Genomic DNA, 26,388 nt, shown 5'->3' on the forward strand with positions numbered 1-26,388 from the left:
GGTCTCTCGGTGTCGTCAGGCGTCAGGCGTCAGGCGTCGGCAGCCGGTCTTCGGCACGGGTGGCGGTCCGGACCGAGGTGGCCGGTGGTCCGCCACCTCCGTCCGGACCGTCGGCCCCCGTGGGCGGCGCGGTGTCGTGCTCCGGCCTGCCGCGGGCTCTCATCGAGCGGTGGAAGGCGCCGAACCGGGCTCCCGCGTCACGCCCCGGCCGGGCGGCGGTGACGGCCGCCGGGTCGGGGGCATCGGTCCGGCCCCGGTCCGCCGCCGCCATCGTGCGGCCCCGGGGACGTACCGGCAGACCGTTGGGTGTCGCCATGCCGGGACCGCCGCCACCGGCCGCCGGACGGGGCGTCGGGACGAAGGGGAGGGCGGTGACCGGCGGGTCGGCAGGAACTCCGGCCGGCTCGCCGGGGGCGGATCCGGGGGCGGCCGGGGGAGCGGTGCCCGTAGCGGTGTCGTACGGATGCTCCCGCACCGGCCCGGTACGGCCCCCGGGGAACGGGCCGGGCCCGGGGGGCCGGTCGTCCGGTGCCCCGGTCGGGGAAACGGCCTCGCGAGTGACCCCGGTGGCCCCCGTGACGCCCGTGCTCGTGACGGTCGCGGTGGCGGCTCCGGCGATCCGGTGCGTACCGGACTCCGGTCCCGCCGGCCGAGCCGTCCCCGCCGCCGTCCCCGGCTCCCGGTTCTCCTGGTGCAGGAGCTGCGGTGGCAGCAGGACCACCACCCCCGTACCGCCCCGGGACGACGGCCGGTAGGTGACCGTCATGTGGTACTTGACCGCCAGCATCCCCACCACGACCAGGCCGATCCGGGTGCTGGGCAGGAACGCGAGATCCGACGCCCGGCCCGACACCGCCTCCTCGGCCCGCTCGAGCTGGGCCTCCGCCATCTTCAGGCCGCTGTCCTCGATGGTGACGACCAGCCCGGCCGCCCGCTCCTCGACATAGACGTGGACCTCGTCCACGGGCGGCGAGAAGGTGGCCGCGTTGTCCATCAGTTCGGCGAGGAGATGCATGACGCCCTCGGCCGCGTAGCCCGCGATCCGGGCCGTACTGGTGGAGTGGAGCCGTACCCGCCGGTACGCCGAGATCCGGCCCACCGCGCCCCGCAGCACGGACTCCATCCCGATCGGCTTGTTCCACGTCCGGCCGGTCCGGCCGCCCATCAGCAGCGACAGCCGGTCCGCCGCGAGCCCCAGCTGGGACGTCTTGTGGTCGATCCCCAGCAACTCCCCGAAGGTCTCCCCGCCGTGACGATCCTGCATGTCCCGCAGATCGGCGAGCATGCTGACGGCCAGGGCCTGGACCCGGCTGAGGGTCTTGGTGCCCGCGCCCATCACGGCCGCGGCGCGCCGCTCGCTCAGGGCCACCTCGCGGACCACCGCGTCGAGCAGCACCCGCAGCCGGTCGTCACCGGGCTGTTCGACGGAGGCCAGCGCCGTTCCCGCGGCGGAGCCCGACCGCAGCCGGGCCACCGCCTCCGGCAGGGTCACCGCGGTGAGCCGGTCGACCTCGTCGGCGGAGCGCGCGAGGCGGCGGACGGCGGTGACGCTGTCGGCGGTCGCCGCCCTGGCGACGGTCTCGCCCTTGGCGACCTCCGCCGCGCACAGCCGCAGGACCGCCCGCAGTCCGGTGTCGGCCGGGGCGGGGACTTCGGAGAGCACCCGGTCGAGCGGGTCCCCGTCCCGCAGCCGCTTCACCACCAGCGGCAGGGTCACCTCCAGCATCCGGACGACGTCCTCGTCGGCGCGGGACGCACGGGACCGCAGGCTCCGCGCCTCCTCGTCGGCGGCGCCCGCGGCGGCCCGCAGCCGCCGGGCGGCGAGCGTCGCGGCGACGATCCCGATCGCGACCACGGCCCAGGCCGCGGTGACGGTGACGGCGGCCCAGGCCCGGGCCGCGGCGGGGGCCGCGGCGATCGCCCAGGCCCCGGCCGCGGCGGCCAGCGCGACCGCGAGGGGCGGTGCGGCCGGGGGCAGCGGGCGCGGTGTTCGTATCCGGTGCGGTTTCGGGGCTGGCACGGACATGGGGTCCTTCGCTGCTGGAGGCTGTCGGAACCGCCGGAGGTGCGGGGTGCGTGGCGGATCCGGGGTGGGTGACCGCGGAGGCCGGGCGAGAAGGGGCCGACCGGCGTTCGGTCGAACGTGTGTGCGGACGCCGGGAGTTGACGGTGATCTTCCGCACGGGCGTGGCGCTCATGCTAGCCACGGGCGGCAGCCGGGGAGCCCGGACCGCGACGACTCCCCACAGAACGGAGGACTTCGTCCCGAAGTCCCTCTGTGGCGACCGGGATCGTGGTAACGGCCCGGCGGTCGGTGGCGGGAGGGAGGGCCCTGTCCGCGGCGACGGTCCGGGGCCGGAGTGTCCGGGCGCGGGCGCCGCGTGGGGTGAACATCACAGCCCCGGGCCCCTGAGCGTACGGCTCCGGCGGACTACCGTGTGCGGGTGTCCAAGGGCCGAAACGCGTTCTCGTTCTCCTCGCCTTCCGCCTGGTGGCAGGGGATGGCGAACCGTGCCGTCCACCGGCTGTGGGACGGCGTGCGGACCGCGGGCGCCGTGACGGCCGAGCGCCCCGGGCGGCTCCGCTTCCGGTCGATCGGACCGGGCACCCGGCTGGCGTTCCCCCAGGGCACGGTCTTCGGCGAGGCATGGATCGAACTCGGCGAGCACTGTGTCGTCGCCGAGCAGGTCACGCTGACGGCGGGGATGCTGCCGGGGCTCGATCTGGGCCCCGGCCCGATCGTCACCATCGGCGACGGGGTGGTCCTCGGCCGGGGCAGCCATATCGTCGCCGACGACCGGGTCATTGTGGGCCGGGACACGTACTGCGGTCCGTATGTCTACATCACCTCGACCAATCACAGCTACGACGATCCCGGGACGCCCGTCGGCAAGCAGTGGCCGCGCTCCGCGCCCGTCGAGATCGGCCCGGGCTGCTGGCTCGGCACCGGGGCGGTGGTGCTGCCGGGCGCCAGGCTGGGACGGAACGTGGTCGTGGCGGCCGGTGCGGTGGTACGGGGCGAGGTGCCGGACCACACCGTGGTCGCGGGCGCGCCCGCGCGGGCGGTCCGGAGCTGGGATCCCGTACGGGGCTGGCAGCCGCCGCTGCGGACACCGCCGCCCGTTCCGGTACCCGACGGCGTGACGCCCGGGGAACTCCTCGCCCTGGCGGAGGACCGCGCGGATCGGGAGCCGTCCGGAGAGGGCTGAGCCCTCGTGCCGCCGGAGGATGCCGCCACGTCCCGGGCGTTCCGGCGGTGGGCTCGGGGCGGCGGCGTCTCCGGGCCGAAGGGTTGTCAGCCGCCCGCCAGCAGGACCGAGCCGACCAGCGCCAGACCCGCCCCGGTCGCCTGCACCCCCCGGAGCCGCTCCTTCAGCACGATCAGGGCCGCCAGGACGGTGACGACCGGATAGAGATGGGACAGGACGGCGGCGACGGTCACCGGACCGGTCTGGGCGGCCAGGGCGTAGGTGCCGTTCGAGGCCACGTCCGCCAGTCCGACGAAGGCCAGCAGCGGCAGCGCCGACCGGAGCGCCCGGGCGCCGCCGTCCCGGTCCGCCGGAAGTACCCGGTGGCCCCGGCGGGCGGCGACCGCGAGGGCCGTACCGCCGACGGCGATATTGACCGCGCGCTGGACGAAGAGGGCGAGGAAGAGCCCGGTGACACTGGTCGACGCCTCGGCGATCAGGGTCATCACCGCACCGAAGCCGAAGGCGGCGACACAGGTCAGCGCCACCGTGTTCCGCCGTACGGGCGCGCCGCGCAACTCGGGCCCGCCCGCCATCAGGATGCCGAGGACGGCCACCCCGATCCCGGCGAACTGCACGGGTCCCGGGCGCTCGCCGAGCAGCAGCCCCGCGGTGACGGGGACCGCGACCCCCAGGGAGCCCAGGGGCGAGACCACCCCCATCGGGCCGAGGGCCAGCGCCTTGTAGAAGCAGAGCAGGGCCACCGGGCCGAGGGCCCCGGCCGCCACCGCGTACCAGAGCTGGGGACCCGCCTCCCGCCAGGCCGCCGTCGCCAGCACGATCGCCCCGAGGACGGTGGCCGCGATGGCCTGTGAGGCGACGACGACGGTGAGGGCGGGGACGCGCCGTGTCAGCAGTCCGCCGCCGAAGTCGGCCAGGCCCATCAGCAGGGCGGTGGTCAGGGCGAACAATGCGACCATGGAGAGACCTCGCAGTACAGTGTTTTGGACCCGGCGGTACAGCACACGGTAGTGCAGGATCTTCGACTATGTCATTTACTATCTTGGACGGAATGTGGCTGACCTCGATCATCTGACGCAGTCGCTCGCCCGGAATCTCAAGCGCTGGCGCGGCGAGCGGGGCTACACCCTCGACTCCCTGGCGGCCCGCTCGGGCGTCAGCCGGGGCATGATCATCCAGATCGAGCAGGCGCGGACGAACCCCAGTGTCGGTATCGCGGTGAAGCTGGCCGACGCGCTCGGGGTCAGCATCGCCACCCTGCTCGACCGCGACCACGGGCCCCAGGTCCGGGTGGTGCCCCCGGGCGACGCGATGCGGATGTGGTCGACCCCGGCGGGCAGCTTCAACGAACTGCTGGTCGGGACCGAGCTGCGCGGGCCCCTGGAGTTGTGGTCCTGGTGGCTGGAGTCCGGTGACGGCAGCTCGTCCGACCCCCACCCCGACGGCACGATCGAGCTGATCCATGTCACGGCGGGCGTACTCACCCTGGTGGTGGACGGGGAGCCGCATACCGTGCCCGCGGGGGCCTCGGTCGTCTTCGAGGCGAACGCGCCGCACACCTACCGCAATGACGGCACGGAGGCCGTGTCGCTGAAGATGGCCGTCGCCGTACCCCCCGCCCGCTGACCCCGGGGCGCGCTCGGGCGTTTTCGGGGCGCCGGACCGGGCGGTGCCCGAGCGGTGGCAGGGCAGCAGCATCCACGGGTGGCCCAACCCGCCCCGGCGGAAGGGGAGTCGAGGTCGGGCGGGATGCCGCGGCGGCCGGTCGGGGCGCCCCCGGGCACTTGCTACCGTGCGATCATGCGCGCTCCCATCGGTTCCTTCGACACCGCCCTGCCCGCCCCCGACGCCCTCGGCGTGCTCGTCGCCCCGGTCGCCGACGCCGTACGGAACTGGACCGGCGACATCCCCGCCGACCAGCTGATCCACGTCGACACCGACCCGGCGATCGCCGATACCGCGGCCTTCGTCGCCCACTACGGCGAAGAGCTGCTCCGGCAGTCCGCCAACTGTGTCGTGGTCGCGGCCAAGCGCGGCGGCGAGACCTCACTCGCCGCCGCCGTGGTGCTCTCGCAGACCCGGGTCGATGTGAACGGGGTCGTCCGCAGGCGGCTGGGCGCCCGCAAGGTGTCGTTCGCCCCGCAGGAGACCGCCACCGGGCAGACCGGGATGGAGTACGGCGGGATCACCCCGATCGGACTCCCCGGGGACTGGCCGGTGCTGGTGGACGCGGCGGTCGCCGACACGCCGTGGGTCCTGCTGGGCAGCGGGCTGCGGCGCGGCAAGCTGATCGTCCCGGGGAAGGCGCTGGCCGCTCTCCCCAACGCCGTCGTCCTCGAAGGGCTCGGCGTCTGACCCACCCCTGATACGTACGACCCCGGGATCCGTACCGCCCCCGAGCCGTACGGCCCGCCCGGGACCCGGCCGTCCGCGACCCGCCCCGGGCCGGGGCCTGAGGCAGGCCCGGGAGGGGCGACGGGATCCGCCCCGCCCCGTCCGTCTGTCCGTCCGGGCTCAGCCCAGCCGCGGTATCTCGATCGCGGGGCAATGGTCCATGACCATGTCCAGTCCGGCCGCGCGGGTCCGCTCGTACGCCGCCTCGTCGACCACGCCGAGCTGGAACCAGACCGCCTTCGCGCCCTTGGCGACCGCCTCGTCCGCCACCTGCCCGGCCAGTGCCCCGTTCAGGAACACATCGACCACATCGACGTCGAAGGGGATGTCCGCCAGCGTCGCGTAGCCCCGCTCGCCGTGGACCGTCTCCTCCTTCGGATGGACCGGCACGATCCGCTTGCCGTAGCGCTGGAGGACCCGCGCGACCCCGTACGCCGCCCGTGACTCGTTGTTCGACAGGCCCACCACCGCCCAGGTGTTGCCCGTCGAGGTGAGGATCCTGCGGATGGTCTCGTCGTCTCCGTACATGCTTGCGACAACGGGCCACCCGCGCGGAGCATTCCCCTCCGCACCCCCTCGATCGGGTGAAGCATAGGGTGGCCGGATGCAGGAGCAGTACCGGACCGTCGCCCGCGCGGGCGTCCACGAGACCGAGATCAACCGATCGCGCTTCATCTGCGCGCTCGCCCCCGCGGCGACCGAGGAGGAGGCCCAGGCGTTCGTCGCCCGGATCCGCCGCGAGCACCCCACCGCCACCCACAACTGCTTCGCCTACGTCATCGGCGCCGACGCCGGCGTCCAGAAGGCGAGCGACGACGGGGAGCCCGGCGGCACGGCCGGGGTGCCCATGCTCCAGATGCTCACCCGGCGGGACATCCGCTACGCCGTCGCCGTCGTCACCCGCTACTACGGCGGGGTCAAGCTCGGCGCGGGCGGACTGATCCGCGCCTACGGGGGAGTGGTCGGCGAGGCGCTCGACGCCCTCGGCACCGTCGTCCGCCGCCGCTACCGGCTGGCCGTCGTCACGGTCGACCACCAGCGGGCCGGGAAGCTGGAGAACGATCTGCGGGCCACCGGCCGTACCGTCCGCTCCGTCGGCTACGCCGAGCGGGTCGCGATCGAGATCGCCCTCCCGGACGCCGACGTCGACGCCTTCCGCGGCTGGCTCGCCGACGCCACCGCCGGGACCGCGGCCCTCGAACTGGGCGGCGAGGCGTATGGCGACGCCTGATCACCGCGGGATCCCCCGATCCGCCCTGGCTGTCAGACCCCGCCGATACTCTCGGGGATCATGAGATTCCTGCATACGTCGGACTGGCATCTGGGCCGGTCGCTGCACCGGGTGAGCATGCTCGACGCCCAGTCCGCGTTTCTCGACCACCTCGTGGACTCGGTCCGTACCCACCGGGTCGACGCGGTGCTGGTGGCAGGAGACGTCTACGACCGCGCGGTGCCGCCGCTCGCCGCCGTCGAACTCTTCGACCGGACCCTGCACCGGCTGGCCGCCGAGGGCGTACCGACCGTGATGATCTCCGGCAACCACGACTCGGCCCGCCGCCTCGGCGTCGCCGCCGGGCTCATCGAGCGCGCCGGGATACATCTGCGGACCGACCCCGAGGGCTGCGCCGACCCCGTCGTCCTCGCCGACACCCACGGCGACATCGCGCTCTACGGGGTGCCCTATCTGGAACCGGCCCTGGTCAAGGACGCGTTCGGGGTCGAGCGGGCCGGACACGAGACCGTGGTCACGGCGGCCATGGACCGGATCCGGGCCGATCTCGCCGGCCGCCCGCCCGGGACCCGTTCCGTCGTCCTCGCGCATGCCTTCGTCATCGGCGGCGCCGCCAGCGACAGCGAGCGGGACATCACCGTCGGCGGGGTCGCCGCCGTGCCCTCCGCCGTCTTCGACGGGGTGGACTACGCCGCCCTCGGCCATCTGCACGGCTGCCAGACCATCACCGACCGGGTGCGGTACTCGGGCTCCCCGCTCGCCTACTCCTTCTCCGAGGCCGCGCACCGCAAGACGATGTGGCTGGTCGACCTCGGCCCGGACGGCGCCGTCACCGCCGAACGGATCGACTGCCCCGTGCCCAGGCCCCTGGCCCGGCTCACCGGCCGCCTGGACGACCTGCTGGCCGACCCGGCCCACGAGCGGTACGAGGACTCCTTCGTCGAGGCGACCCTCACCGACCCGGTCCGCCCCGCCGAACCCATGGCCCGGCTGACGGAGCGCTTCCCGCACACCCTCAGCCTGGTCTTCGCCCCCGACCGGCCCCCCGCCGACGACACCCTCTCCTACGCCCGGCGGCTGCGCGGCCGGGACCGGCGGCAGATCGCGGAGGACTTCGTGGCCCATGTCCGGGGCAGCGGCCCGGACGCCGAGGAGCGGGCCGTACTGAACGCGGCGTTCGACGCCGTCCGCACCGCCGAGGCGGAGGCCGCCGGATGAAGCTGCACCGCCTCGCCCTCACCGCCTTCGGCCCCTTCGGCACCACCCAGGACATCGACTTCGACGCCCTGACCACCGACGGCCTCTTCCTGCTGCACGGCCCGACCGGCGCCGGGAAGACCTCCGTACTGGACGCCGTCTGCTTCGCCCTCTACGGCACCGTGCCCGGCGCCCGCCAGAGCCCCGGCACCCCCCTGCGCAGCGACCACGCCGCCGCCGACACCTTCACCGAGGTCCTGCTCGAACTCACCCTCGGCGGGCGGCGGCTGGAGATCACCCGCTTCCCCGCCCAGCAGCGCCGCAAGAAGCGGGGCACCGGCTTCACCCCCGAGCGGGCCCGCAGCCTGCTCCGGGAGTACGACGCCCCCGGCGGCACCTGGCGCGCCCTCAGCCTCTCCCACCAGGAGATCGGCGAGGAGCTGGAACAGCTCATCGGAATGAGCCGGGAACAGTTCTGCCAGGTCGTCCTGTTGCCCCAGGGCGACTTCGCGCGCTTTCTCCGCGCCGACGCCGAGGCCCGGAGCAGACTCCTCGGCCGCCTCTTCGACACCCGCTGTTTCGCCGCCGTCGAGGAGAGGCTCGCCGAACGGCGCCGTACCACCGAGGCCCGGGTCCGCACCGGCGACGAACGGCTCCTCGCCCTCGCCCACCGGATGGCCCAGGCCGCCGCCGGCGCCACCGGCGACTGGCCCCCGCCCGACGGACGGCCCGGCGACCCCGGACTCGCCGACGCCGTACTCGCCGGGGCGGCCGTCGCCCGATCCGGCGCCCGCGAACGGCTCGACGCCGCGCGCGGCGCCGTCGCCCTCGCCGAGGACCGGCGGAACGAGGCCCGGGCCGCCCTCGACACCGCACGGGAACACGACCGGCTCCGGCGGCGGTACGAGGAGACCCGCCGCCGCCGGGCGGCGTCCGAGGCCGCCCGCCCCGCCCACGAGGAGGTCCTGGCCCGGCTGGAGGAGGCCCGCCGGGCCGAGCGGGTGGCCCCCGCCCTCACGCTCCGCGCCGCCGCCGAGCGGGACCATCGCACGGCCGCCGCCGCGCTCGCCGCCGCCCGGGCCGCCCTCCCCGCCGGACTCGCCGAAGCCGACCCCGACCGGCTCGCCGGAACCGAACGTGACCTCCGCCGCGAGGCCGGAGCCCTGGCGGCCGCCCGGCGCGCCGAGGACCGCGGAGCCGGGATCGCCCGCGAGCGCGCCGCGCTCGACCGGGCCGCCCGCGCCGACGAGGACGCCCGGCAGGACGCCGGGGAATGGCTGGCCGGCTGGGACGCCCTGCGCCGCCGCCACCAGGACCGGCTCGCCGCCGCCCAGGAGGCCGCCACCCGCGCCGAACAACTGGCCGGGCGTCTCGGCCCCGCCCGGCTGCGCCGGGACGCCGCCCGGGAGCGGGACCGGCTCGCCACCGAGGCGACCGGCGCCGAGGACGCGCTGCGGACCGCCCGCGAGGACGCGCTCACGGCCCGTACCGCCTGGCTCGACCTCAAGGAGCGCCGACTCGCCCAGATCGCCGCCGAACTGGCCGCCGGGCTCGTCCCCGGCGAGCCCTGCGCCGTCTGCGGCTCCGCCGACCACCCCGCCCCGGCCCGTCCCGGCACCGACCGGGTCGCCCCCGCCGACGAGGACGCGGCCTACGAGACCCATACCCGGGCCGAGGAGGACCGCTCCGGGGCCGAGCGCCGGCTGGACCGGATCCGGACGGCCCTCGCCGCCGCCCGCCTCCGGGCCCGGGACGACGAGCCGGCCGACGCCCCCGGGGCCGGGCCGGACTCCCGCGACCCGTCCGCCGCCGAACTCGCCGCCCTGGTCGCCGGGGTGGAGCGCGACCTGGGCGAGGCCCGGGCCCTCGCCTCCGGGATCCACGCCGCCCGGGAAGCCCTCGACCGGGCCGAACGGGAACACGAGGAGCGGCTGAGGGACCGGCATCGCGTCGACCAGCGCGTCGCCGCCCGGACCGCCGAACGCGAAGCCCTCGACCGGGAGCTGGCCGCCCTCACCGAAGAACTGGACCGGGCCAGAGGCGGCGCCCGGTCCGTCGCCGAACGCGCCGCCGAACTGGAGCGGCTGGCCCGGCTCGCCGCCGGGGCCGCCGAAGCGGTCCGCGCCGCCGCCGAGGCCGCCCGCCGCCTCAAGGAAGCCGACGGACGGACGGCCGACGCCGCCTACCGGGCCGGTTTCCCCACCCCCGAAGCCGCCGCTGCGGCCGTCGCCGACGACACCGAACACCGCGGACTCCAGCGCGCCGCCGACCTCTGGCGGGCCGAGGCCGCCGCCGTCGCCGACCGGCTCGCCGAACCCGGCACCCGCGCCGCCGCCGCGCTGCCGCCCGCCGACCCGGCGGCCGCCGCGGCGACACTGGAGACCGCCGACCGCGCCCTGCGGAACGCCTCGGCCGCCCTGGCCTCCGCCCGCGACCGGGCCGCCGAACTGGACGCCCTCTCCGCCGAGGCGGCCGCCGCCGTCCGGGGCTCCGTACCGCTGCGCGCGGAACACGCCCGGGTGGCCCGGCTCGCCGCCCTCACCGCGGGCACCTCCGCCCAGAACGAACACCGGATGCGGCTGGAGTCCTACGTCCTGGCCGCCCGCCTCGAACAGGTCGCCGCCGCCGCCACCGGCCGGCTGCTGCGGATGTCCGCCGGGCGCTACTCCCTCACCCACTCCGACGCCCGCTCCGGAGGCGGGCGTTCCGGCCTGGGTCTGCGGGTGCTCGACGCCTGGACCGGCCGGGAACGCGACACCGCCACCCTCTCCGGCGGCGAGACCTTCTTCGCCTCCCTCGCCCTCGCCCTGGGGCTGGCCGACGTCGTCACCGAAGAGGCCGGAGGCGTCCGCCTCGACACCCTCTTCATCGACGAGGGCTTCGGCAGCCTCGACGAACAGACCCTGGACGAGGTGCTGGACGTCCTGGACTCCCTGCGGGAGCGGGACCGCAGCGTCGGCATCGTCAGCCATGTCGCCGATCTGCGCCGCCGCGTCCCCATCCAACTGGAGGTGGTCAAGGAGCGCCACGGCTCGACCGTACGGCTCCGGACCGGCGCGCCGGACGCGTAGCGCGGGAGGCCGCCGGGCCCGTACCGTCAGGGCCCGGCCGTACCGCCGTCCCCGGCCCAGGGCCGCAGCTTCGCCGGATTGCGGACCACCCAGATCCGGGTGACCCGCCCGTCGGCGATCCCGAACGAGGCCACGGTCACCACGGTCCCGGCCCGCCGGGCCACCAGCCCCGGAAGACCGCTGACCGGCAGCTCCAGCAATTCAAGTCCCGGAGCCCTGTCGGCGACGGCGACCATGTAGCGGGCGATGTTCGCACCGCCCTCGACCGGGCGCGGCGCGGCCCCCGCCGGACCACCGCCGTCCGCGGTCATCACGGCGGCCGGATCGAGCAGACCGACGAGGGCCGGGATGTCCCGGTTCTCCCACGCCTCCTTGACCTGCCGCACCACCTCGGCCCGGTCGTCCGCCGCCACCGGGGCACGTACCCCGCCCACCCGTCGCCGGGCGGACGCCGCCAGCTGTTTGCAGGCCGCCGGGGTGCGGCCGAGGACACCGGCGATCTCGGTGAACGGATACCGGAAGACGTCGTGCAGCACGAACGCCACTCGCTCGGCCGGTGTCATCGACTCCAGCACCACGAGAAAGGCCGTGGTCACCGACTCGTCCAGCACGATCTGGTCGGCGGGGTCAGCGGCACCGGCGCGACCGCTGCCGCCCCGGAGCTCCCGCCCGGCGAGACCCGGCAGCGGCTCGGGCAGCCACGCGCCGACATAACGCTCCCGGCGGGCCCGGGCCGAGCCGAGCAGATCCAGACAGATCCGGCCGGTCACCGTCGTCAGCCAGGCACCGGGCGACCGGATCGCCGCCCGGCCGCCGGGCGACAGCGCGTACCAGCGGGCGTAGGCGTCCTGGACGGCGTCCTCGGCCTCGGTCACCGAACCGAGCAGCCGGTACGCGACATTGAGCAGCCGCCGCTGCTCCCCGGCTATCGCGTCGCCGCCGGTCGCGGCGGTGTCCTTGCCTCCGGCCGCCCCCATCGCCTTACCTTTCGCCGCCCCGTTTCGTCGGGCTGGTGAGACCTTACCGATCTACTGCCCGACGACGGCGGACAAGGGGACAGTGATATGACCACGCGGACGGCCGCGGCGAACGAGCGGCCCGGCGCCACGTTCCTGCGGATCGCGATCGCCCTGCAGACCCTGACCATCTTCCTCCAGGCGGTCTCCGCCGGACTCCTGCCCGACACGTCCTTCGGGGCACAGTTGCACGACGCCGGGGCCCGGGTGACGTACGGGACGACGATGCTCTATCTGCTCGTCGCGGTCCTGGTGTGGAAACGGCACGACGGTTCGCCCCGTCCCGTCCTGTACGCGTCGGGCTTCCTCGCCCTCGCCACGGTCCAGGTCCTGGTCGGCGTCGCGCACATCCCGTCGGTCCATCTGCCGCTGGGCGTGCTGATGTTCGGCCTGAGCCTGCTGGCGCTGTTCCGGCCCGGCGAGACCCGGCCCGGTGACCACGGCCCGGCCGGGGCCGCCGACCGGCCCGTGCTCAGCGGCTGACCGGCCGCCCCGGCAGCGGCGAGGAGTAGACGACACTGGTCGTCACCGAACCCAGAGCGCCGATCCGGCCCGTGACCTGCTCCAGATGACCCATATCGCGGGCGGCGACCTTCAGTACGAAGCAGTCGTCGCCCGTGACATGGTGCGCCTCCAGGATCTCCGGGGTGGTGTCCAGCAGATCGTGGAACGGCTTGTAATTCCCGTTCGGATAGCGCAGCCGGACGAAGGCCGTGATGGTCAGACCCAGCTTCCCCCGGTCCACCACGGCGCCGTAGCCGGTGATGACCCCGGCCTCCTCCAGCCTGCGGACCCGTTCGGTCACGGCACTCGCCGACATCGAGACCTCCCGCGCCAGCTCCGCGAAACCGGCCCGGCCACGATGCTGGAGGACCTCCAGCAGACGCCAGTCGGTGGCGTCCGGTACATAGTCGCTCATGAAGTAAGGGAACCGGGGAATCCCCGGCCGATCAAGTCGTATGCCGGGGAAAGTACCTTTGGGGGCGGCGGAGACGCCCGTAGATTCACTGCCATGAACGCCAACGCGACTATCGAGGCCCCCGCCGCTCCCGCCCCGGACGCGGTCCTCCGTACGCCCCCGGCGGCACCCGCCGACGCGGCGGCGTACTTCCGGGCGAGCCTCGCCTTCCACACCGACGTCTCGGATGTCGCCGCCGCCCTGACCGCCGGGGGAGCGCCGGGAGGGCCCGCAGATCCGGGGTTCGTCCTCGTCGACACCCGCTCCACCGCCGCCTGGGAGCAGGGCCACATCCCCGGCGCCCGGCATCTGCCCACCGCCCTCGTCCCCGAGCAGGCCGAACGGCTGCTCGACCCGGCCGTGCCCGTCGTCACCTACTGCTGGGGACCCGGCTGCAACGGCGCCACCCGGGCCGCGCTCGCCCTGGCCGAACGCGGCTACCGGGTCAAGGAGATGCTCGGCGGATTCGAGTACTGGGTACGGGAGGGCTTCGGGTACGAGACCTGGGAGGGCGGCGACCGCCGCGCCCCCGACCCGCTGACCGCGCCCGCCGGCGCGGCCGACTGCGGCTGCTGACCGGCCCGCGCCCGCCGCCCGCAAAACCGGATGCCGACCACCCCGTGATCACTCATGATGGGGCGTCATGCCGATGCTTCCCCATCCCGAGCCCGCGGCGCTGCGCCGCGACCCCCTGCCGCTGCGCGGCCGTACCGCCCTGGTGACCGGCGCGAGCAGAAGAGGCGGCATCGGATACGCGGTGGCCCGCAGGCTCGCCGCCTACGGTGCCGGGGTCTATCTCCACCACCACGTACCGCACGACGAGGCCAAACCCTGGGGCGCCGAACCCGGCGGACCCGAGGCCGTCGCCGAAGGGGTCCGCGCCGCCCTCGGCGACGCCGGGGCCCGGGTGTTCCACGGCCCCGCCGACCTGTCCGACCCGGCCGCGCCCGGCGCGCTGATCACCGCGGCCGCCGAGGCGTTCGGCGGGCGCCTCGACATCGTCGTCGCCAACCACGCCCTCAGCGGCCAGGACGGCACCCTCGACGTGATCGACGCGTCGATGCTGGACGCCCACTTCGCCGTCGACACCCGGTCGGTGGTGCTGCTGGTCCAGGCGTACGCCCGGCTGCGGGCCGGACTGCCGCCCAGGACGCCCGGCGGCCGGGTGGTGCTGATGACCTCGGGCCAGGACATCGCGGGCGGTATGCCCGGTGAACTGGCCTACGCCCTCGCCAAGGGCGCCAACGCCTCGGTGACCCGCTCGCTCGCCACCCATCTGGCCGATCTCGCGGTCACCGTCAACGCGGTCAACCCCGGCCCCGTCGACACCGACTACCTGGAAGGCGACGACTACCGGGCGGTCGCCGACCGCTTCCCGGGCGGGCGCTGGGGCATGCCGGACGATCCCGCCCGGCTGATCGCCTGGCTGGCCACCGACGAAGCCGAGTGGATCACCGGCGAGGTGATCAACTCCGAGGGCGGCTTCCGCCGCTGACCCGCTGACGCCCGGTGATACCGGCGGGCGGGACCCACGGGGGCCGTGCCTCCCGCCGCCGGGAACGGCTGGCGGACGGACCCGTCCGCCGGCCGCCGCGGATCACAGCTTCGACAGCTCGTCCACGAGATCGTCGAGACCGAGCGAGCCCTGCGACAGCGCCGCCATGTGCCACGCCTTCGCGTCGAAGGCGTCACCGCGTGCCGCCCGCGCCTTCTCCCGCCCCAGCAGCCAGGCCCGTTCGCCGAGCTTGTAGCCGATCGCCTGGCCGGGCGTCGACAGATAGCGGGTCAGCTCGCTCTCCACGAACTCCGCCGGGCGCCCGCTGTGCCGCCCGAAGAACTCCTGCGCCAGCTCCGGCGTCCAGCGTTCCCCGGGGTGGTACGGCGAGTCCGCCGGGATCTCCAGCTCCAGATGCATACCGATGTCCACGATCACCCGGCAGGCGCGCATCATCTGCGCGTCCAGATAGCCCAGCCGCTGCTCGGAGTCGGCGAGGAAGCCCAGTTCGTCCATGAGCCGCTCCGCGTAGAGCGCCCATCCCTCGCAGTTGGCGCTGACACCGCCTGCCGTCGCCTGGTAGCGGGAGAGCTGGTCCGCCACATGCGCCCACTGGGCCAGCTGGAGATGGTGGCCGGGCACACCCTCGTGATACCAGGTCGAGACCAGGTCGTAGACCGGGAACCGGGTGGCGCCCATGGTCGGCAGCCAGGTCTGCCCGGGCCGGGAGAAGTCCTCCGACGGGCCGGTGTAGTACGGGGCCGCCGCACTGCCCGACGGGGCGATCCGCGACTCCACCCGGCGGACCCGCTCGGCGAGTTCGAAGTGGGTGCCGTCCAGCGCCTCGATCGCCTGGTCCATCAGGCCCTGCAGCCAGTTCCGGACCTCCTCGACGCCCTCGATGTGGCGGCCGTGGACATCGAGATGGGCCAGCGCCTCCCAGGGGCCCGCGCCCGGCAGGATCCGGTCGGCCTCGATCCGCATCTCCGCCAGCAGCCGGTGGTACTCCGCCCAGCCGTACGCGTACGCCTCGTCCAGGTCGAGATCGGTCCCGTTGTAGTAGCGCGACCAGCGGGCGTAGCGCTCCCGCCCCACGATGTCGGGGGCGTCGGCCACCGCCGGGGCGTAGACATCGCGCATCCAGTCCCGGAGCGCGGCCAGCGCGTCGGTGGCGGCCCCGGCCGCCTCGGCCAGCTCGTCGGCGAGGGATTCCGGGCCGTCGGCCGCGAACTCCCCGAACCAGCCGCTGCCCGTCCCGATCCACTCCGTCAGCTGGCCGACGGTGGCGCGGGTGGCCCGGGGCCCGGCGTACAGCTTGCGCTCCAGGCCCTCCGCGAGGGCGGCGCGATAGCTCGCCAGGGCGGCCGGGACGGCGTGCAGCCGCCGGACGACGGCCGCCCAGTCCTCCTCGGTGGCGGTCGGGGTCACCGTGAACACCGTACGCACCAGGTGGACCGGGGAGTCCAGGATGCTTCCCGCCCGCAGGCCCTCCTCCGCCTCGTACACCCCGAGTTCCGCCGTGAGCCGCTCCCGCAGCAGGCGGCCGCAGCGCCGCTCGGCGTCGCTCTCCGCGCCGGGACGTTTCTCGGCCTCCGCCAGTTCGGCGAGGGTCCGCCGGGCGAGGGCGGCGCGGGCCTCCTGGCCCTCGGGGGAGAAGTCGGGCAGAAGCGCGGCGCTTTCCTTGACCCCGAGATAGGTGCCGGTGATCGGATCGAGGGCGATGAGCGCGTCGAGATAGCTGTCGGCGACCTGACGGGGCAGCGGGGTGCTGGCGGTGACTGACATGCACACATCCTCTATGAGCGGGGGTGGCGGCGTCACCATCGTGAGGGACCCGCGGCCCTCCGAACGACCGCCCGATGGCCGGTGAACCACCGTGCGCCCGCGCCGCCCCGAAGGAGGGCGAGCCCCGCCCCGGTGCTCCGGCCGCCGCGCCCGGGGCCGTGCCAGGGCCCTCGGCGGCCACCGTACGGTTCCACCCGCCGCCGGGGCGGCTCCGTCGACGGTGTCCGGGGCGGGCCCGCCGGTGGGTGAACGAACCCGGCCTCATCACCCGTTCGGGTAATGCGGACGAACCGGTCGGTCCGCTCCGGCCGGACGGTGCCCCCGGGATCCCGGCCTTTTCACGGGGCCACCGGTTTTCGGACGTGGCTCCGGCACCGGCGCGGCACCGGCCCTCCCGCGCTCGCTCCCGGGCGCCCGGCACCGGCCCGGACCCCGTCACCCGTACCCCCCGCGCCTCATCCGGCGACCGGATCGCCCCCGCCCGGAGGGGAGTCGGCCGTCGGCCCCGGACGGCTGCCGGGGCCCTGTTCCTGTCCGGATGCGGCGGTGGGATCTTTGGCGCGTTCTCGACGGTCCCGTGCCCGGTCCCGAAGCCCACCGGTGGCCGGTACGGGCCCGGTCGCACGGCCGGGCCTCGGTCGGCCCCGCCCCCTCTGCGCCCCGGACCCGGCCCCTTTCAGCGGTTCTCGGCCGTCTTCCGCGGTGTTCCGCGGTTCTCGGCGGTCTTCAGTGCTCCGCGGCTTCGCAGAGCAGGAGCGAGTCCCCCGTGGCGGTGTCCAGCCGGGCGGTGATCACCAGGGTGCCCTCCTCCAGCTGGTAGTCGAGGGGCAGCCGGAGGCTCCGCATCGCGGCGACCATGCCCGTGTTCGACGAACGGGTCACCGCGTACACCCCCCGGGAACCGGTCTCCACGGCCAGCAGGACCAGTCGCCCCAGGAGTTCGGAGCCGATACCCCTGCGCTGCCAGGCGTCCTCCACCAGGAGAGCGATCTCCGTCTCGTCCCCGTCCCACAGCAGATGCCCCAGCGCCACCAGCCGCCCGGCCGTGGTCTCCACGGCGAGGGTCCGCCCGTGGCGCGGGCTCAGCAGATGGTCCAGATAGCGGTGGGCATCGCCGACGGGGCCGTGGTACCGCGCCCGCAGGGTCCTCTCCGAGCACCGCAGATGCAGCTCTTTCGCGGCCTCCAGATCGCTCTCGTCGGCCCGGCGCACCACGATCTCCTCGCCCTCCGGCAAGGTGTGCGGCTCCTCGCCGCGCGGGGTCCGGGGATCCAGCCGGGCGTCCAGCTCCATCAGGGCCCTGGCCCGGGCGAACTCGGTCGGTGTGAAGGGCAGATACGGCCGTTCGACGGTGACCGTGCCGCCCCGCGGATCACGCAGCCGGATCACGGTCCCCTCCAGTACGCCCTCAACCGGCGCCCGTTCCCCGGCCGGGTCGGCCTCCGGTGCCGGGTCCGGCCGGGAGCGGACGGTGCAGCGGCCGAGCAACTGCCGCAGCGCCAGCGGCAGCTCCGCCGGGTCGAGAGCCGTCCGGGTCGCCAGCCCCAGGACCCGGGTGGGGGTGTCGACCAGGTCGTGCTCGTCGGCGCGCTCGATCCACACATCCGTGCCGCCCGCCCGCAGGATCATCGCCCGGAGCGCGTCCGGCTGCAGCGACCCGGGAGTGCGGAGCAGGAACTCGTCCACGGTGCCCCGGGTCAGTGGATGCGTCTGGAGGGTGATCACGTCGACCCGCAGGTCGGCGAGGGCCGCGCAGAGCGCCGCCAGGGCGCCGGGTTCGTCCCGGACGGTCGTCCGTACCCGTCTCAGGACGGCTCCGCCGCCCGCCTGCCCCTCCGGGCCACCGGGTCCGGTGCCGTCCGCGGCGCCGTCGGCCCGTGCGCCGCCCGGGGTGCCGGGATCACCGGCACCGGGCGTACCGTCCGGCGGGTGCGCGCCGCGCCGTCGTGCCCACCGCCGCACGGTCACGGCGGCCCCGGCGGCGAGGAAGGCCGCCATCAGTAAAGCGGGACCGGCCGGGGTGTGTGCGGTCTGTTCGGTCCGATGGGCGAGCGCCCCGGCGGCGATCGCCGCCGTGAGCACCGCGGTCAGTCCGATGAGGGCCCGTCGTCGGTCGTGGGATCGGCGGGCGCGTACCGGTGAGTTCGCATCAGTCATGCCCACCACTGTGGCGGTGGCGTGTTGCGTGATCACAAACGATGTGTGACTGATGGGTAAAGCGTGCATTCGATGTCCTATGTGCTCTTTTGGTCAATGGTGTCCGCCAGTACGGGCACCGCCGGGGAAGCCGTGCCGGAGAGAGCCCGGGCCAGCCGTGCGGCCTGCACCGCCACCTGCGAGGTGCCCTTCCGCCCGGCCAGCTCCGCCAGACCCGGTATCTCCTCGGCGACCGCCGGACGGCTGCGTTCGGCGCACTCCGCCGCGACCGCGAGGATCCGGCCCAGACCCCGGTTGCCCGGGACGGACCGCACCAGACCGGGCAGGGCGGGGCCGAGGACCGACCAGACGGTCCCGTACGCCCCGCCCGACGCGGCCGTGTCCAGCGCGTCGGCGAGCCGGGTCGGTTTCACCACCCCATGATCCACCAAATCGGCCAGCTCCACCGCCAATCGGGCGTGATCGAGCTGCTCCCGGGCGGCCAGCGACAGCAGGGCGTCCACCGCCGCCAACCGGTCGTCGGAGCGCTCGGCGTTCAGCCCGATGCCCAGCGCCCGGTGCAACTCCGGCCCGGCGGGCCCGTCATCGGCCTCCGCCTCGGCGAACGCGAGCAGCCCGGCCGTGATCCCACGGCTCTCCCCGATACCGCACATGTCCAGCCCGTCCCGCAGCCAGTACGCGAGCGCCTCTCGCTCGTACGGCAGGGCGAACCGCCAGAAGGACTGCCATTGGGTCATACGACGGCACCAGGGATGCAGTCGCACCTCGCGGCCGAGCCAGTGGAACGGGCGCGGGAACGACTGCTTCACCGTCAGCAGCTCCCGGACGTCGCGCAACGGGTTCAGCACCATCCGCGCCACGACACCGGTGTCCCCGCCCGCAGCCGGACCGGACCCCGAACTCGGCGTCCGCAGCGCCGGAAGTTCCGGCCCCTCGCCCCGCAGCCAGGCGGCGAGCCGGTCGCCTTCGGCGGTGCCCAGTTCCGCGGCCCGCTCGGCCGCGACGCCACCCGCGCCCCGCCGGACCCGCAGCAGGGCCTGGCCGAAGTCCACCGGACCGGGTTCGGCCCCGAGCCGACCGTACTCCCGCAGCCGCTCCACCAGCACCAGCGGATCGAGCGCCCCGGTGTCCAGGGTGGGGGTGGCCAGCAGGAACGGCTGCGGATCCGTCAACAGCCGGTAGCCGATCTCCCGGAGCCGGGCCGAGAGCAGCGCCTCCAGCGCCTCACTCGGGCATCTGGCGTCCTTGCCGTCCTTCCGCAGCGTCTCGACGTCGAAGGGGAGCCGGGTCGCGACGACGGCCATCAGGAACTCCAGTCGCGGATCCTCCTCCCGGAAATGATGCTCCCGACCGGCGGTCCCGCCGTCCGGCTCGGCGGCCCACCAGCGCTCCGGCATCGCCTCGCGCAGCGCCGCCGCGAGGGCCGGCCGGTCCTCGGCGCCCAGCCGGACCATCCCGTCGACGACCCGCTCGAAGTCCAGGGCGCGCTCCCCGGACCAGCGGACCACCAGCAACCGCTCCACCAACTCGGCCACCGACGTCGGCGCCGGTTCGACGGCCCGTGGGGGCACGACCGGCGGAAGCGCCTCCTGGTACGGCTCGTCCTCCGCCATCCCGTAGCCGCCCAGCAGGGCTCGGGCCTCCTCCCGCTGGGCCGGACTCAACCGCTCCGCGGCCAGGGCCAGGTCCTCACGGACCGTCGCCCCTACGTCCTTCAGATGACGGGCCACCAGCTTCAGCGCCCGCTCCTGGAGCCCGGTGTCCGGCTGGCCGAACGCCTCGCCGACCACCGGCAGCAGTCGCTCCGCCGCCTCAGGACGCCGCTTCAGCACCCGGTCGACCAGGGTCAGCTGCGAGCGCACCAGGGCCTTCTCCGGCCGGAACAGCACGGCTTCCGACATCGCCGCCAGCGCGTCCTCCGGCAGCTCGCCCCGCTGCTCCAGTCCGGTCAGGGCCTTCTGCGCGTACGCCGCCACCATCGGGGTGCCGTCGGAGACCATGCCGAGCCAGTCCGGGATCCCGGCCCGCAGCTCCGTGTCGTCCGGCTCCAGGGCGCGCAGCACCGCCAGACAGAACGCCATCTCGCCCGGCCGCCCTCCGCGCAGGATCCGGGCGGTACAGGCGTCGAGCAGCGCCGCCCGCTCCACCAGCCCCCGCCGGGCCAGGTCCGCGATGCCGGCGGGCCAGGGGTCACCGGGCTCGCGGAAGCCCTCCCACAGGACGGCGGCCGGGATGCGGGACAGCTCGAAGATCCGGGGCGCCAGCACCGCGGCCCTGGGGTCCTCGCCCATCGCGGCGATCACCTGGGCGCCCCGCCGGGCGATCATCCCCACCCAGCCCGTCACATGCCCGTCGGCGGTGGGGATCTCACAGCCCGAGCGGGCCACCAGCGCCTCGATCAGCCGGACGTCGTCCGCGGTGGTGGAGGCGCGGGTCGCGAGCTTGTGCGCCACCTTCCCCACCCATACGTCGTCCCGGTGCGCCAGCACCTCCAGGATCAGCTTGGACGGCACGGCCCGCCCGAGGCGCAGCTGGGCGGCCCCGATCCAGGTCGCCGCCGCCACCGCGCCCGGCTGGCAGCCCGCTCCCGCGACCAGGACGGCGATCGATGCCTTCGACCGCTCCTCCCACCGCTGCCAGGACCAGTCGCGCAGTTCGGCCCGGAACTTCTTCAGTTCCGCCAGCACTTCCTTGCGCTCCGCCGGTCCGAGCGGCTCCAGCAGCCCGGGGACCTTGTGCGCCCGGCCCTCGCGGACCGCCTCCATGAGCTCCTTCATCGCGCGCCTCCCCGGCCCGTCACGGTCCCGCCGGTCACCGCCGCGCCCGACGGCACGGCCACGGCTCCGCCGGACTCCCCGCCCCCGGCCGCCGGGCTCCGCCGGGCCATCCGGACCGCCAGGGCGTGTTTGCAGGGCCCCCGCCCCCCTTGATGCTCCGCCCACCAGACACAGGTACAACTCATCCGCCCGCCCGTGTCCCGTACCCGGTAGACCCGGTCCCCCGAGGCCACCGCGGCCGACCGGCCGTCCGGGTCCGCGGTGACCGCGCCCGCCGCCAGCAGCTCCCGGGCCGAGGCCAGCCGGGGGTTGTGCCGCTCCACCCGCCCGGCGTCGTACGGCAGCTCGCGGTGGAAGTAGGCCGCGTCCGCGACGTCGTACCCCACCCGGCCCGAGGTCCCCAGCCGCACCAGCCCCGCCTTCACCCGGGCGACCGGCAGACCGGAGCGGTCCGCCAGCTCCGCCGGATCGATCTCCGGCTCCCAGGCGAGCAGTACCGACAGCAGCTCGGCGTCCTGCTCGGCCTCGTCGGTGGAGAGCGACTCCAGCACTCCGCCCTCGCCGGAGAAGCCCCGCCAGGCGTCCGGCGAGAGCGTCAGCGTCAGCCGCATCCCGGGGAGCGTCAGCTCCCACGCCGTCGGCACCGGCGCGCCGTCGGCCACCGGAGGCCCGTACACCCGCAGGGACTCCGCCTGCCGCAGCAGCCGTCCGAACGCCTCCAGCCGCTCCGGCCCCGGCAGGCACACCGCGCCCGCCACCGGCCGGGTCGTCGGCCGCAGGGTCCGGCCCGACGGCACCACCCAGATCGCGCCCCGCGAGGAGCCGCCCGTCCGGGACCGGGGCAGCGACCGCAGGAACCGCACCGCCTCCGCCGCCGACAGCTCGGCCCGCAGATCGAACCCGGCCGTCGCCACCTGGGCCTCCGCGAACCCGCGCAGCCAGCGGTCCGGCAGCGGGACCTTCTTCTCCACGACCGAACCGTCGAGGGTCGTCACCGCCATCTCGCCGGGACCCACCCGCAGATGGAGCGGGCTGTCCCCGGTCAGCCGGGACAGGGCGTTCCGCAGCGGATCGTTGACATCCACATTGGTCGTGCCGCGCCCGGTCTCCGCGCCGCCGAGACCGTCCCGCAGTACGTCGAGCCGTGCGTACACCCCGCAGCAGCCCGAGAACGACTCGAAGCGCAGCCGGTCACCGTTCCCCGTCACCACCGGGTCCAGCAGCCGCCGCAGCTCCGGCCGGACATAGCGGGCCGCCGCCACATCGGCCACGGCCAGCAGCCCCCGGGCCGCCGTCCGCGGCGACTCCAGGAAACCGGAGAAGAAGGTCGGGCTGGCCTCGGCCCCGGCCGGGGTCAGTCCCCCGGAGGTCTCCAGGCCGAGAAGGTCCCCGTCGGCCGCGGCGCTGAGCGCGGAGGGACGGGTGTAGGCGAGCGCCTGCACTGTTCGTGTCATGGAACGGACCGTAGGGCCCGGCACTGACAACGGACCCCGCCCGGGGGCCTCCTGGAGGGTTCGCACCTTCGGTGCCCCCGGGGTCCTTACCCCGGGGAACACGGTACGACCAGGGCCGATTGTCCGTGCCTGAGCCCGGTTTGGCGAGAACTCGCCAGCCCGTGCCCGTGATCGCGGAGGCGGCCCCACCGCTGCGGGCCGCCGCGATCCACCGCGATCCAGCGCGATCTGCCGCAGGCCCGGCGCCGCCGACCCGCCCCGCCCGCCGGGGGCGGCGACGCGCTCGGCGCCGTACCGCCGTCACTGCCCTACGCGCCCCGGCTCCAGCACCCGGCTGAACAGCACCTTCCCGCCCTCGGCCCGCAGTCTTACCGTCAGCGAGCCGCTGCCGCCGTCGATCTCCACCTCACCGAAGTACTGCGGCGACTCCATCGGCGAGACATCGGCCCGCTCGGGTGCCCGGACGAAGACCCGCTCGGGCCCGAACGTGGCGTCCAGCGCGTTGGCCGGGAAGCCGCCCGCCGCCAGCGGCCCGGAGACGAACTCCCAGAACGGGGCGAAGTCCTTGAACGCGGCCCGTTCCGGCGCGTAGTGCTGGGCGGAGGTGTAGTGCACATCGGCCGTCAGCCAGAGCGTGCCGGTGATCCGCCGGTGTTTGACGAACCGCAGCAGCTCGGCGATCTGCAGCTCCCGCCCGAGCGGCGCGCCCGGATCGCCCTGGGCGATCGCCTCGAAGTCCGCCGCGCCGTCGGGAACGACCAGCCCGATCGGCAGATCGGCCGCGAGTACCTTCCAGACCGCCCGCGACCGGGCCAGCTCCCGCTTCAGCCAGGCGAGTTGTCCGGCGCCGAGAACGCCCTGCTCGTCATCGGCCCGTCGCCCCGGCGAGTTCGGATTCCGGTACGCGCGCATGTCGAGGACGAAGACGTCCAGCAGCGGCCCGTACCGGACGACCCGGTGCATCCGCCCGCCGGACCGGCCGAGCCCGCCGGACGCGTCGATGCCGGTGGACCCGCCGAGCCCGCCGGTCCCTCCGGAGACCGGCAGCGTCGGGGTCGGGAAGTACTCCGCGAAGGCCCGCAGCGCCCGTCGCGCCAGAACGTCCACGTCCTTCTCCGCATAGCGGGGATCGTCCAGGATCTGCCCCGGATACCAGTTGTTCCGTACCTCGTGGTCGTCCCACTGCGCCACGGTGGGAACCCGCGCGTTGAACCGGCGGACGTTCGCGTCGAGCAGGTTGTAGCGGAAGTTGCCCCGGAAGTCGTCGAGCGACTGCGCCACCCGGGACTTCTCCTCGGTGGTGACATTGCGCCAGATCCGGCCGTCGGGCAGGGTCACGGACGGTTCGACCACCCCGTCCGCGTAGATCGTGTCGCCGCTGCAGAGGAAGAAGTCCGGATCCAGCCGCAGCATCTCGTCGTAGACCCGGAAGCCGCCGATATCGGGGTTGATGCCCCAGCCCTGACCCGCGATATCGCCCGACCAGAGGAAGCGGACCCCGTCCCGGCGCCGTTCCGGCGCGGTACGGAACGAGCCGTACACCGGCTCCCCGGTCCGGCGCCCGTCGTCGGGGTCCGCGAGGACGACCCGGTAGTGGACCTCCTCGCCGGCGGGCAGCCCGCGCAGCGCCGCCGTCCCGGTGAAGTCGGTGCCAGGAGTCAGCAGCGGCCCCGGTACCCGTCGTACCCGCCGGAACGAACGGGTCGGGGAGAGCTCCACCACCATCCGCGCGGGCCGGTCCGAACGCGCCCACACCAGCCCGGACGACGACGTCACACCACCGGACTGGACGCCCCAGGACGCCCGGGGCCGTCCCCTCAGCGCCGGCCCCGGCGCCGGGCCCGGGACGGCCCCCGCGCCCGGCGCCGCCGCGAACGGCACCACCAGCGCGGCGGACGCGGCGGCCGTACCCCGGAGCAGGGCCCGCCGCCCCGTACCCGTACCCGCCGTGTCACCCCGGGCGGGCGGGGGAGGGGTGGACGCACCGGGGGAATCGCCTGTGCCGAGGGGCATCGTCAACCTCCGAGAGGAGCCGGAAACGGTGGCGGTCCCTGCCTGACGTTCCGGCCGTACGGCCACCCCAACCCCGGATGAACGGCCGGACAACCGGGCCGGACACCCCCGCCGACCGGCCGGACCGCCACCTCCGCACGGCCTCAGCCGCCGGCCCCCGCCGCCAGCAGATCCACCCCCCGGACGATCTCGGACGGCGCCAGATGGGCGTAGCCCAGCACCAGCCGCACCCCCGGGCCCGGGTCCGCCACCGGGGTCAGCTCGTGCTCCGTCAGCGGCCGTACGGACACCCCCGCCGCCCGGGCCGCCGCCATGAACCGGTCCTGCGGACCGTACCGTTCCGGCAGCCGGGCGATGATGTGCAGCCCGGCGGCGATCCCGCTCACCTCGACCCCGGGGAACCGCTCCGTCAACGCCCCGACCAGGATGTCCCGCCGCTCCCGGTAGGCCCGCTGGCACCGCCGGAGCTGCCGGTCGTAGTCCCCGTGCTCGACGAACCGCGCCATCACGGCCTGGTCGAGGGAGGGATTCCCGAGATCGATGGTGCGTTTGCGCTCCACGACCTCGTCGAGCAGCCGCGGCGGCACCAGCAGCCAGCCCATTCGCAGCCCCGGCGCCAGGGACTTGCTCACCGAACCGGTGTACGCCACCCGGTCCGGGTCGAGACCCTGGAGCGCGCCCACCGGGGCCCGGTCGTACCGGAAGTCCCCGTCGTAGTCGTCCTCCACCACCAGCCCGTCCACGGACCGTGCCCAGTCGAGGAGTTCGACCCGGCGCCGGGCCGAGTAGGCGATCCCGGTCGGGAACTGGTGCGACGGTGTGGTCATCACCGTCCGCACCCCCGACCGCAGCAACGGCCCGGTCGCCAGCCCCTCCGAGTCCAGCGGCAGCCCCGTCATCCGCAGACCGCACGCCGCGAACACCGGACCGTGGACCGGGCTGCCCGGATCCTCCACCCCGATCGCCCGCTCCCCGTGCCCGTGCAGGACGAGCCCGAGCAGCGCCGTGGCCTGGGTGACGCCCGCACACACCACCAGACAGTCCGGGTCGGCGACCACTCCGCGCCGCCGGGTCAGCAGCGCCGCCAGCGCCGTCCGCAGCCCGGGCAGTCCTCGCGGGTCCGGATAGCTCAGCCCCCGGTGCGGCAGCTCGCCGACCACGGTCCGGAAGGCCGCCGCCCACGCCGCTCTCGGGAAGAGCGACAGGTCGGGCGATCCCGGCCGGAAGTCCACCACAGTCGACCGCCGCCCTCGTACGCGCCCCTGAGCTGCCGGAACACCACCGCGTACCGCGTCCCCGACCCAGGTGCCCGAACCCCGGTCGCTGCGGAGGTACCCCTCCGCGACGAGCTGTTCGTACGCCTCCGTGACCAGCCCCCGGGAGACCCCCAGATCGGCCGCGAGGGCCCGGCTGGAAGGCAGCCGGGTGCCCGCCGCCAGCCGCCCCGACCGGACGGCGTCCCGCAGCGCCTCCTGGAGGGCCCGGCCGCGCCGCCGGGCCGGGGCGGCGGCCGTCGGCAGCAGCAGCTCCCAGGCGAATCCGCCGCCCGGTGGCGATCCGTCCGCCGCCGGGCGGCCCGAAGTGGTCCTCGATGACGTCATGGAAGTGGACCTTAAAGGGGACCGCCCCGC

20 protein-coding genes are annotated in these 26,388 nt (G+C 74.9%); 9 read left to right on the forward strand and 11 right to left on the reverse strand.

From position 1 onward, the window contains the following. Positions 1 to 22: 22 nt before the first annotated feature. Entirely contained in the window at positions 23 to 2,026 is a 2,004-nt protein-coding gene (locus tag ABZ714_RS17280; RefSeq protein ID WP_358826064.1) for an ATP-binding protein, read from the reverse strand. Positions 2,027 to 2,438: 412 nt separating this feature from the next. On the opposite strand from ABZ714_RS17280, the gene ABZ714_RS17285 reads away from it, so the two are divergent. After that, positions 2,439 to 3,209, forward strand: a complete 771-nt coding sequence (locus tag ABZ714_RS17285; RefSeq protein ID WP_358826065.1) for an acyltransferase — start codon at positions 2,439 to 2,441, stop codon at positions 3,207 to 3,209. Between the two features lie 86 nt (positions 3,210 to 3,295). Here ABZ714_RS17285 and ABZ714_RS17290 read toward each other — a convergent pair whose 3' ends face one another. After that, the gene (locus tag ABZ714_RS17290) at positions 3,296 to 4,168 is read right to left on the reverse strand and encodes a DMT family transporter (RefSeq protein WP_358826066.1); all 873 of its coding nucleotides are present in this window, start codon (positions 4,166 to 4,168) and stop codon (positions 3,296 to 3,298) included. A 94-nt stretch (positions 4,169 to 4,262) separates the two neighbouring features. Here ABZ714_RS17290 and ABZ714_RS17295 point away from each other — a divergent pair, with 94 nt between their 5' ends. Both ABZ714_RS17295 and ABZ714_RS17300 read left to right on the forward strand, forming a co-directional pair. Next, on the forward strand, positions 4,263 to 4,835 hold the full coding sequence (locus ABZ714_RS17295; protein WP_358826067.1) for an XRE family transcriptional regulator: 573 nt from the start codon (positions 4,263 to 4,265) through the stop codon (positions 4,833 to 4,835). A gap of 174 nt (positions 4,836 to 5,009) precedes the next feature. Then, positions 5,010 to 5,564, forward strand: coding sequence for a YbaK/EbsC family protein (locus tag ABZ714_RS17300; RefSeq protein WP_358826068.1), 555 nt, complete (start codon positions 5,010 to 5,012; stop codon positions 5,562 to 5,564). A gap of 159 nt (positions 5,565 to 5,723) precedes the next feature. Here the strand turns inward: ABZ714_RS17300 and ABZ714_RS17305 are convergent, their stop codons facing one another. Next, positions 5,724 to 6,131: a CoA-binding protein gene (locus ABZ714_RS17305; protein ID WP_358826069.1), complete on the reverse strand. Its 408-nt coding sequence runs from the start codon at positions 6,129 to 6,131 to the stop codon at positions 5,724 to 5,726. 76 nt (positions 6,132 to 6,207) lie between these two features. Between ABZ714_RS17305 and ABZ714_RS17310 the strand changes: the two genes are divergently transcribed. The 3 genes from ABZ714_RS17310 to ABZ714_RS17320 are packed head-to-tail and all read left to right on the forward strand — an operon-like array spanning position 6,208 to position 11,102. After that, entirely contained in the window at positions 6,208 to 6,834 is a 627-nt protein-coding gene (locus ABZ714_RS17310; protein WP_358826070.1) for a YigZ family protein, read from the forward strand. Positions 6,835 to 6,894: 60 nt separating this feature from the next. Next, entirely contained in the window at positions 6,895 to 8,052 is a 1,158-nt protein-coding gene (locus ABZ714_RS17315) for an exonuclease SbcCD subunit D (protein ID WP_358826071.1), read from the forward strand. Next, positions 8,049 to 11,102: an SMC family ATPase gene (locus tag ABZ714_RS17320; RefSeq protein ID WP_358826072.1), complete on the forward strand. Its 3,054-nt coding sequence runs from the start codon at positions 8,049 to 8,051 to the stop codon at positions 11,100 to 11,102. The genes ABZ714_RS17315 and ABZ714_RS17320 overlap by 4 nt, the downstream gene beginning before the upstream one ends. A gap of 26 nt (positions 11,103 to 11,128) precedes the next feature. Here ABZ714_RS17320 and sigJ read toward each other — a convergent pair whose 3' ends face one another. Next, positions 11,129 to 12,079, reverse strand: coding sequence for an RNA polymerase sigma factor SigJ (gene sigJ, locus ABZ714_RS17325; protein ID WP_358826073.1), 951 nt, complete (start codon positions 12,077 to 12,079; stop codon positions 11,129 to 11,131). Positions 12,080 to 12,166: 87 nt separating this feature from the next. Between sigJ and ABZ714_RS17330 the strand changes: the two genes are divergently transcribed. Next, the gene (locus ABZ714_RS17330; protein WP_358826074.1) at positions 12,167 to 12,601 is read left to right on the forward strand and encodes a hypothetical protein; all 435 of its coding nucleotides are present in this window, start codon (positions 12,167 to 12,169) and stop codon (positions 12,599 to 12,601) included. On the opposite strand, the gene ABZ714_RS17335 is transcribed toward ABZ714_RS17330, so the two are convergent. Continuing rightward, positions 12,591 to 13,037 (reverse strand): Lrp/AsnC family transcriptional regulator, encoded by a 447-nt coding sequence (locus ABZ714_RS17335; RefSeq protein ID WP_358826075.1) that lies wholly within the window; start codon positions 13,035 to 13,037, stop codon positions 12,591 to 12,593. The two genes, ABZ714_RS17330 and ABZ714_RS17335, sit on opposite strands and share 11 nt — an antisense overlap. 93 nt (positions 13,038 to 13,130) lie before the next feature. On the opposite strand from ABZ714_RS17335, the gene ABZ714_RS17340 reads away from it, so the two are divergent. Both ABZ714_RS17340 and ABZ714_RS17345 read left to right on the forward strand, forming a co-directional pair. After that, the gene (locus ABZ714_RS17340) at positions 13,131 to 13,652 is read left to right on the forward strand and encodes a rhodanese-like domain-containing protein (protein WP_358826076.1); all 522 of its coding nucleotides are present in this window, start codon (positions 13,131 to 13,133) and stop codon (positions 13,650 to 13,652) included. Between the two features lie 67 nt (positions 13,653 to 13,719). Then, complete coding sequence (locus tag ABZ714_RS17345; protein WP_358826077.1) at positions 13,720 to 14,571, forward strand: SDR family oxidoreductase; 852 nt, start codon at positions 13,720 to 13,722, stop codon at positions 14,569 to 14,571. A 102-nt stretch (positions 14,572 to 14,673) separates the two neighbouring features. On the opposite strand, the gene ABZ714_RS17350 is transcribed toward ABZ714_RS17345, so the two are convergent. The 6 genes from ABZ714_RS17350 to ABZ714_RS17375 form a co-directional block, all read right to left on the reverse strand. Beyond that, entirely contained in the window at positions 14,674 to 16,356 is a 1,683-nt protein-coding gene (locus tag ABZ714_RS17350; protein WP_358826078.1) for a DUF885 domain-containing protein, read from the reverse strand. A 726-nt stretch (positions 16,357 to 17,082) separates the two neighbouring features. After that, the gene (locus ABZ714_RS17355) at positions 17,083 to 18,513 is read right to left on the reverse strand and encodes a GNAT family N-acetyltransferase (protein ID WP_358826079.1); all 1,431 of its coding nucleotides are present in this window, start codon (positions 18,511 to 18,513) and stop codon (positions 17,083 to 17,085) included. A 77-nt stretch (positions 18,514 to 18,590) separates the two neighbouring features. Next, positions 18,591 to 21,290, reverse strand: a complete 2,700-nt coding sequence (locus tag ABZ714_RS17360; protein ID WP_358826080.1) for a DUF6493 family protein — start codon at positions 21,288 to 21,290, stop codon at positions 18,591 to 18,593. Next, entirely contained in the window at positions 21,287 to 22,744 is a 1,458-nt protein-coding gene (locus tag ABZ714_RS17365) for an SWIM zinc finger family protein (RefSeq protein ID WP_358826081.1), read from the reverse strand. Before ABZ714_RS17365 ends, ABZ714_RS17360 begins: the two co-directional genes overlap by 4 nt. Positions 22,745 to 23,044: 300 nt before the next feature. Continuing rightward, positions 23,045 to 24,757 carry an alkaline phosphatase D family protein gene (locus tag ABZ714_RS17370; protein WP_358826082.1) on the reverse strand — a complete coding sequence of 571 codons (1,713 nt, stop codon included), beginning with the start codon at positions 24,755 to 24,757 and terminating at the stop codon, positions 23,045 to 23,047. A 143-nt stretch (positions 24,758 to 24,900) separates the two neighbouring features. After that, on the reverse strand, positions 24,901 to 26,358 hold the full coding sequence (locus ABZ714_RS17375; protein WP_358826083.1) for a PLP-dependent aminotransferase family protein: 1,458 nt from the start codon (positions 26,356 to 26,358) through the stop codon (positions 24,901 to 24,903). Between the last annotated feature and the right edge of the window lie 30 nt (positions 26,359 to 26,388).

This window comes from Streptomyces sp. NPDC006798, from assembly GCF_040635975.1.
Classification (GTDB): domain Bacteria; phylum Actinomycetota; class Actinomycetes; order Streptomycetales; family Streptomycetaceae; genus Streptomyces.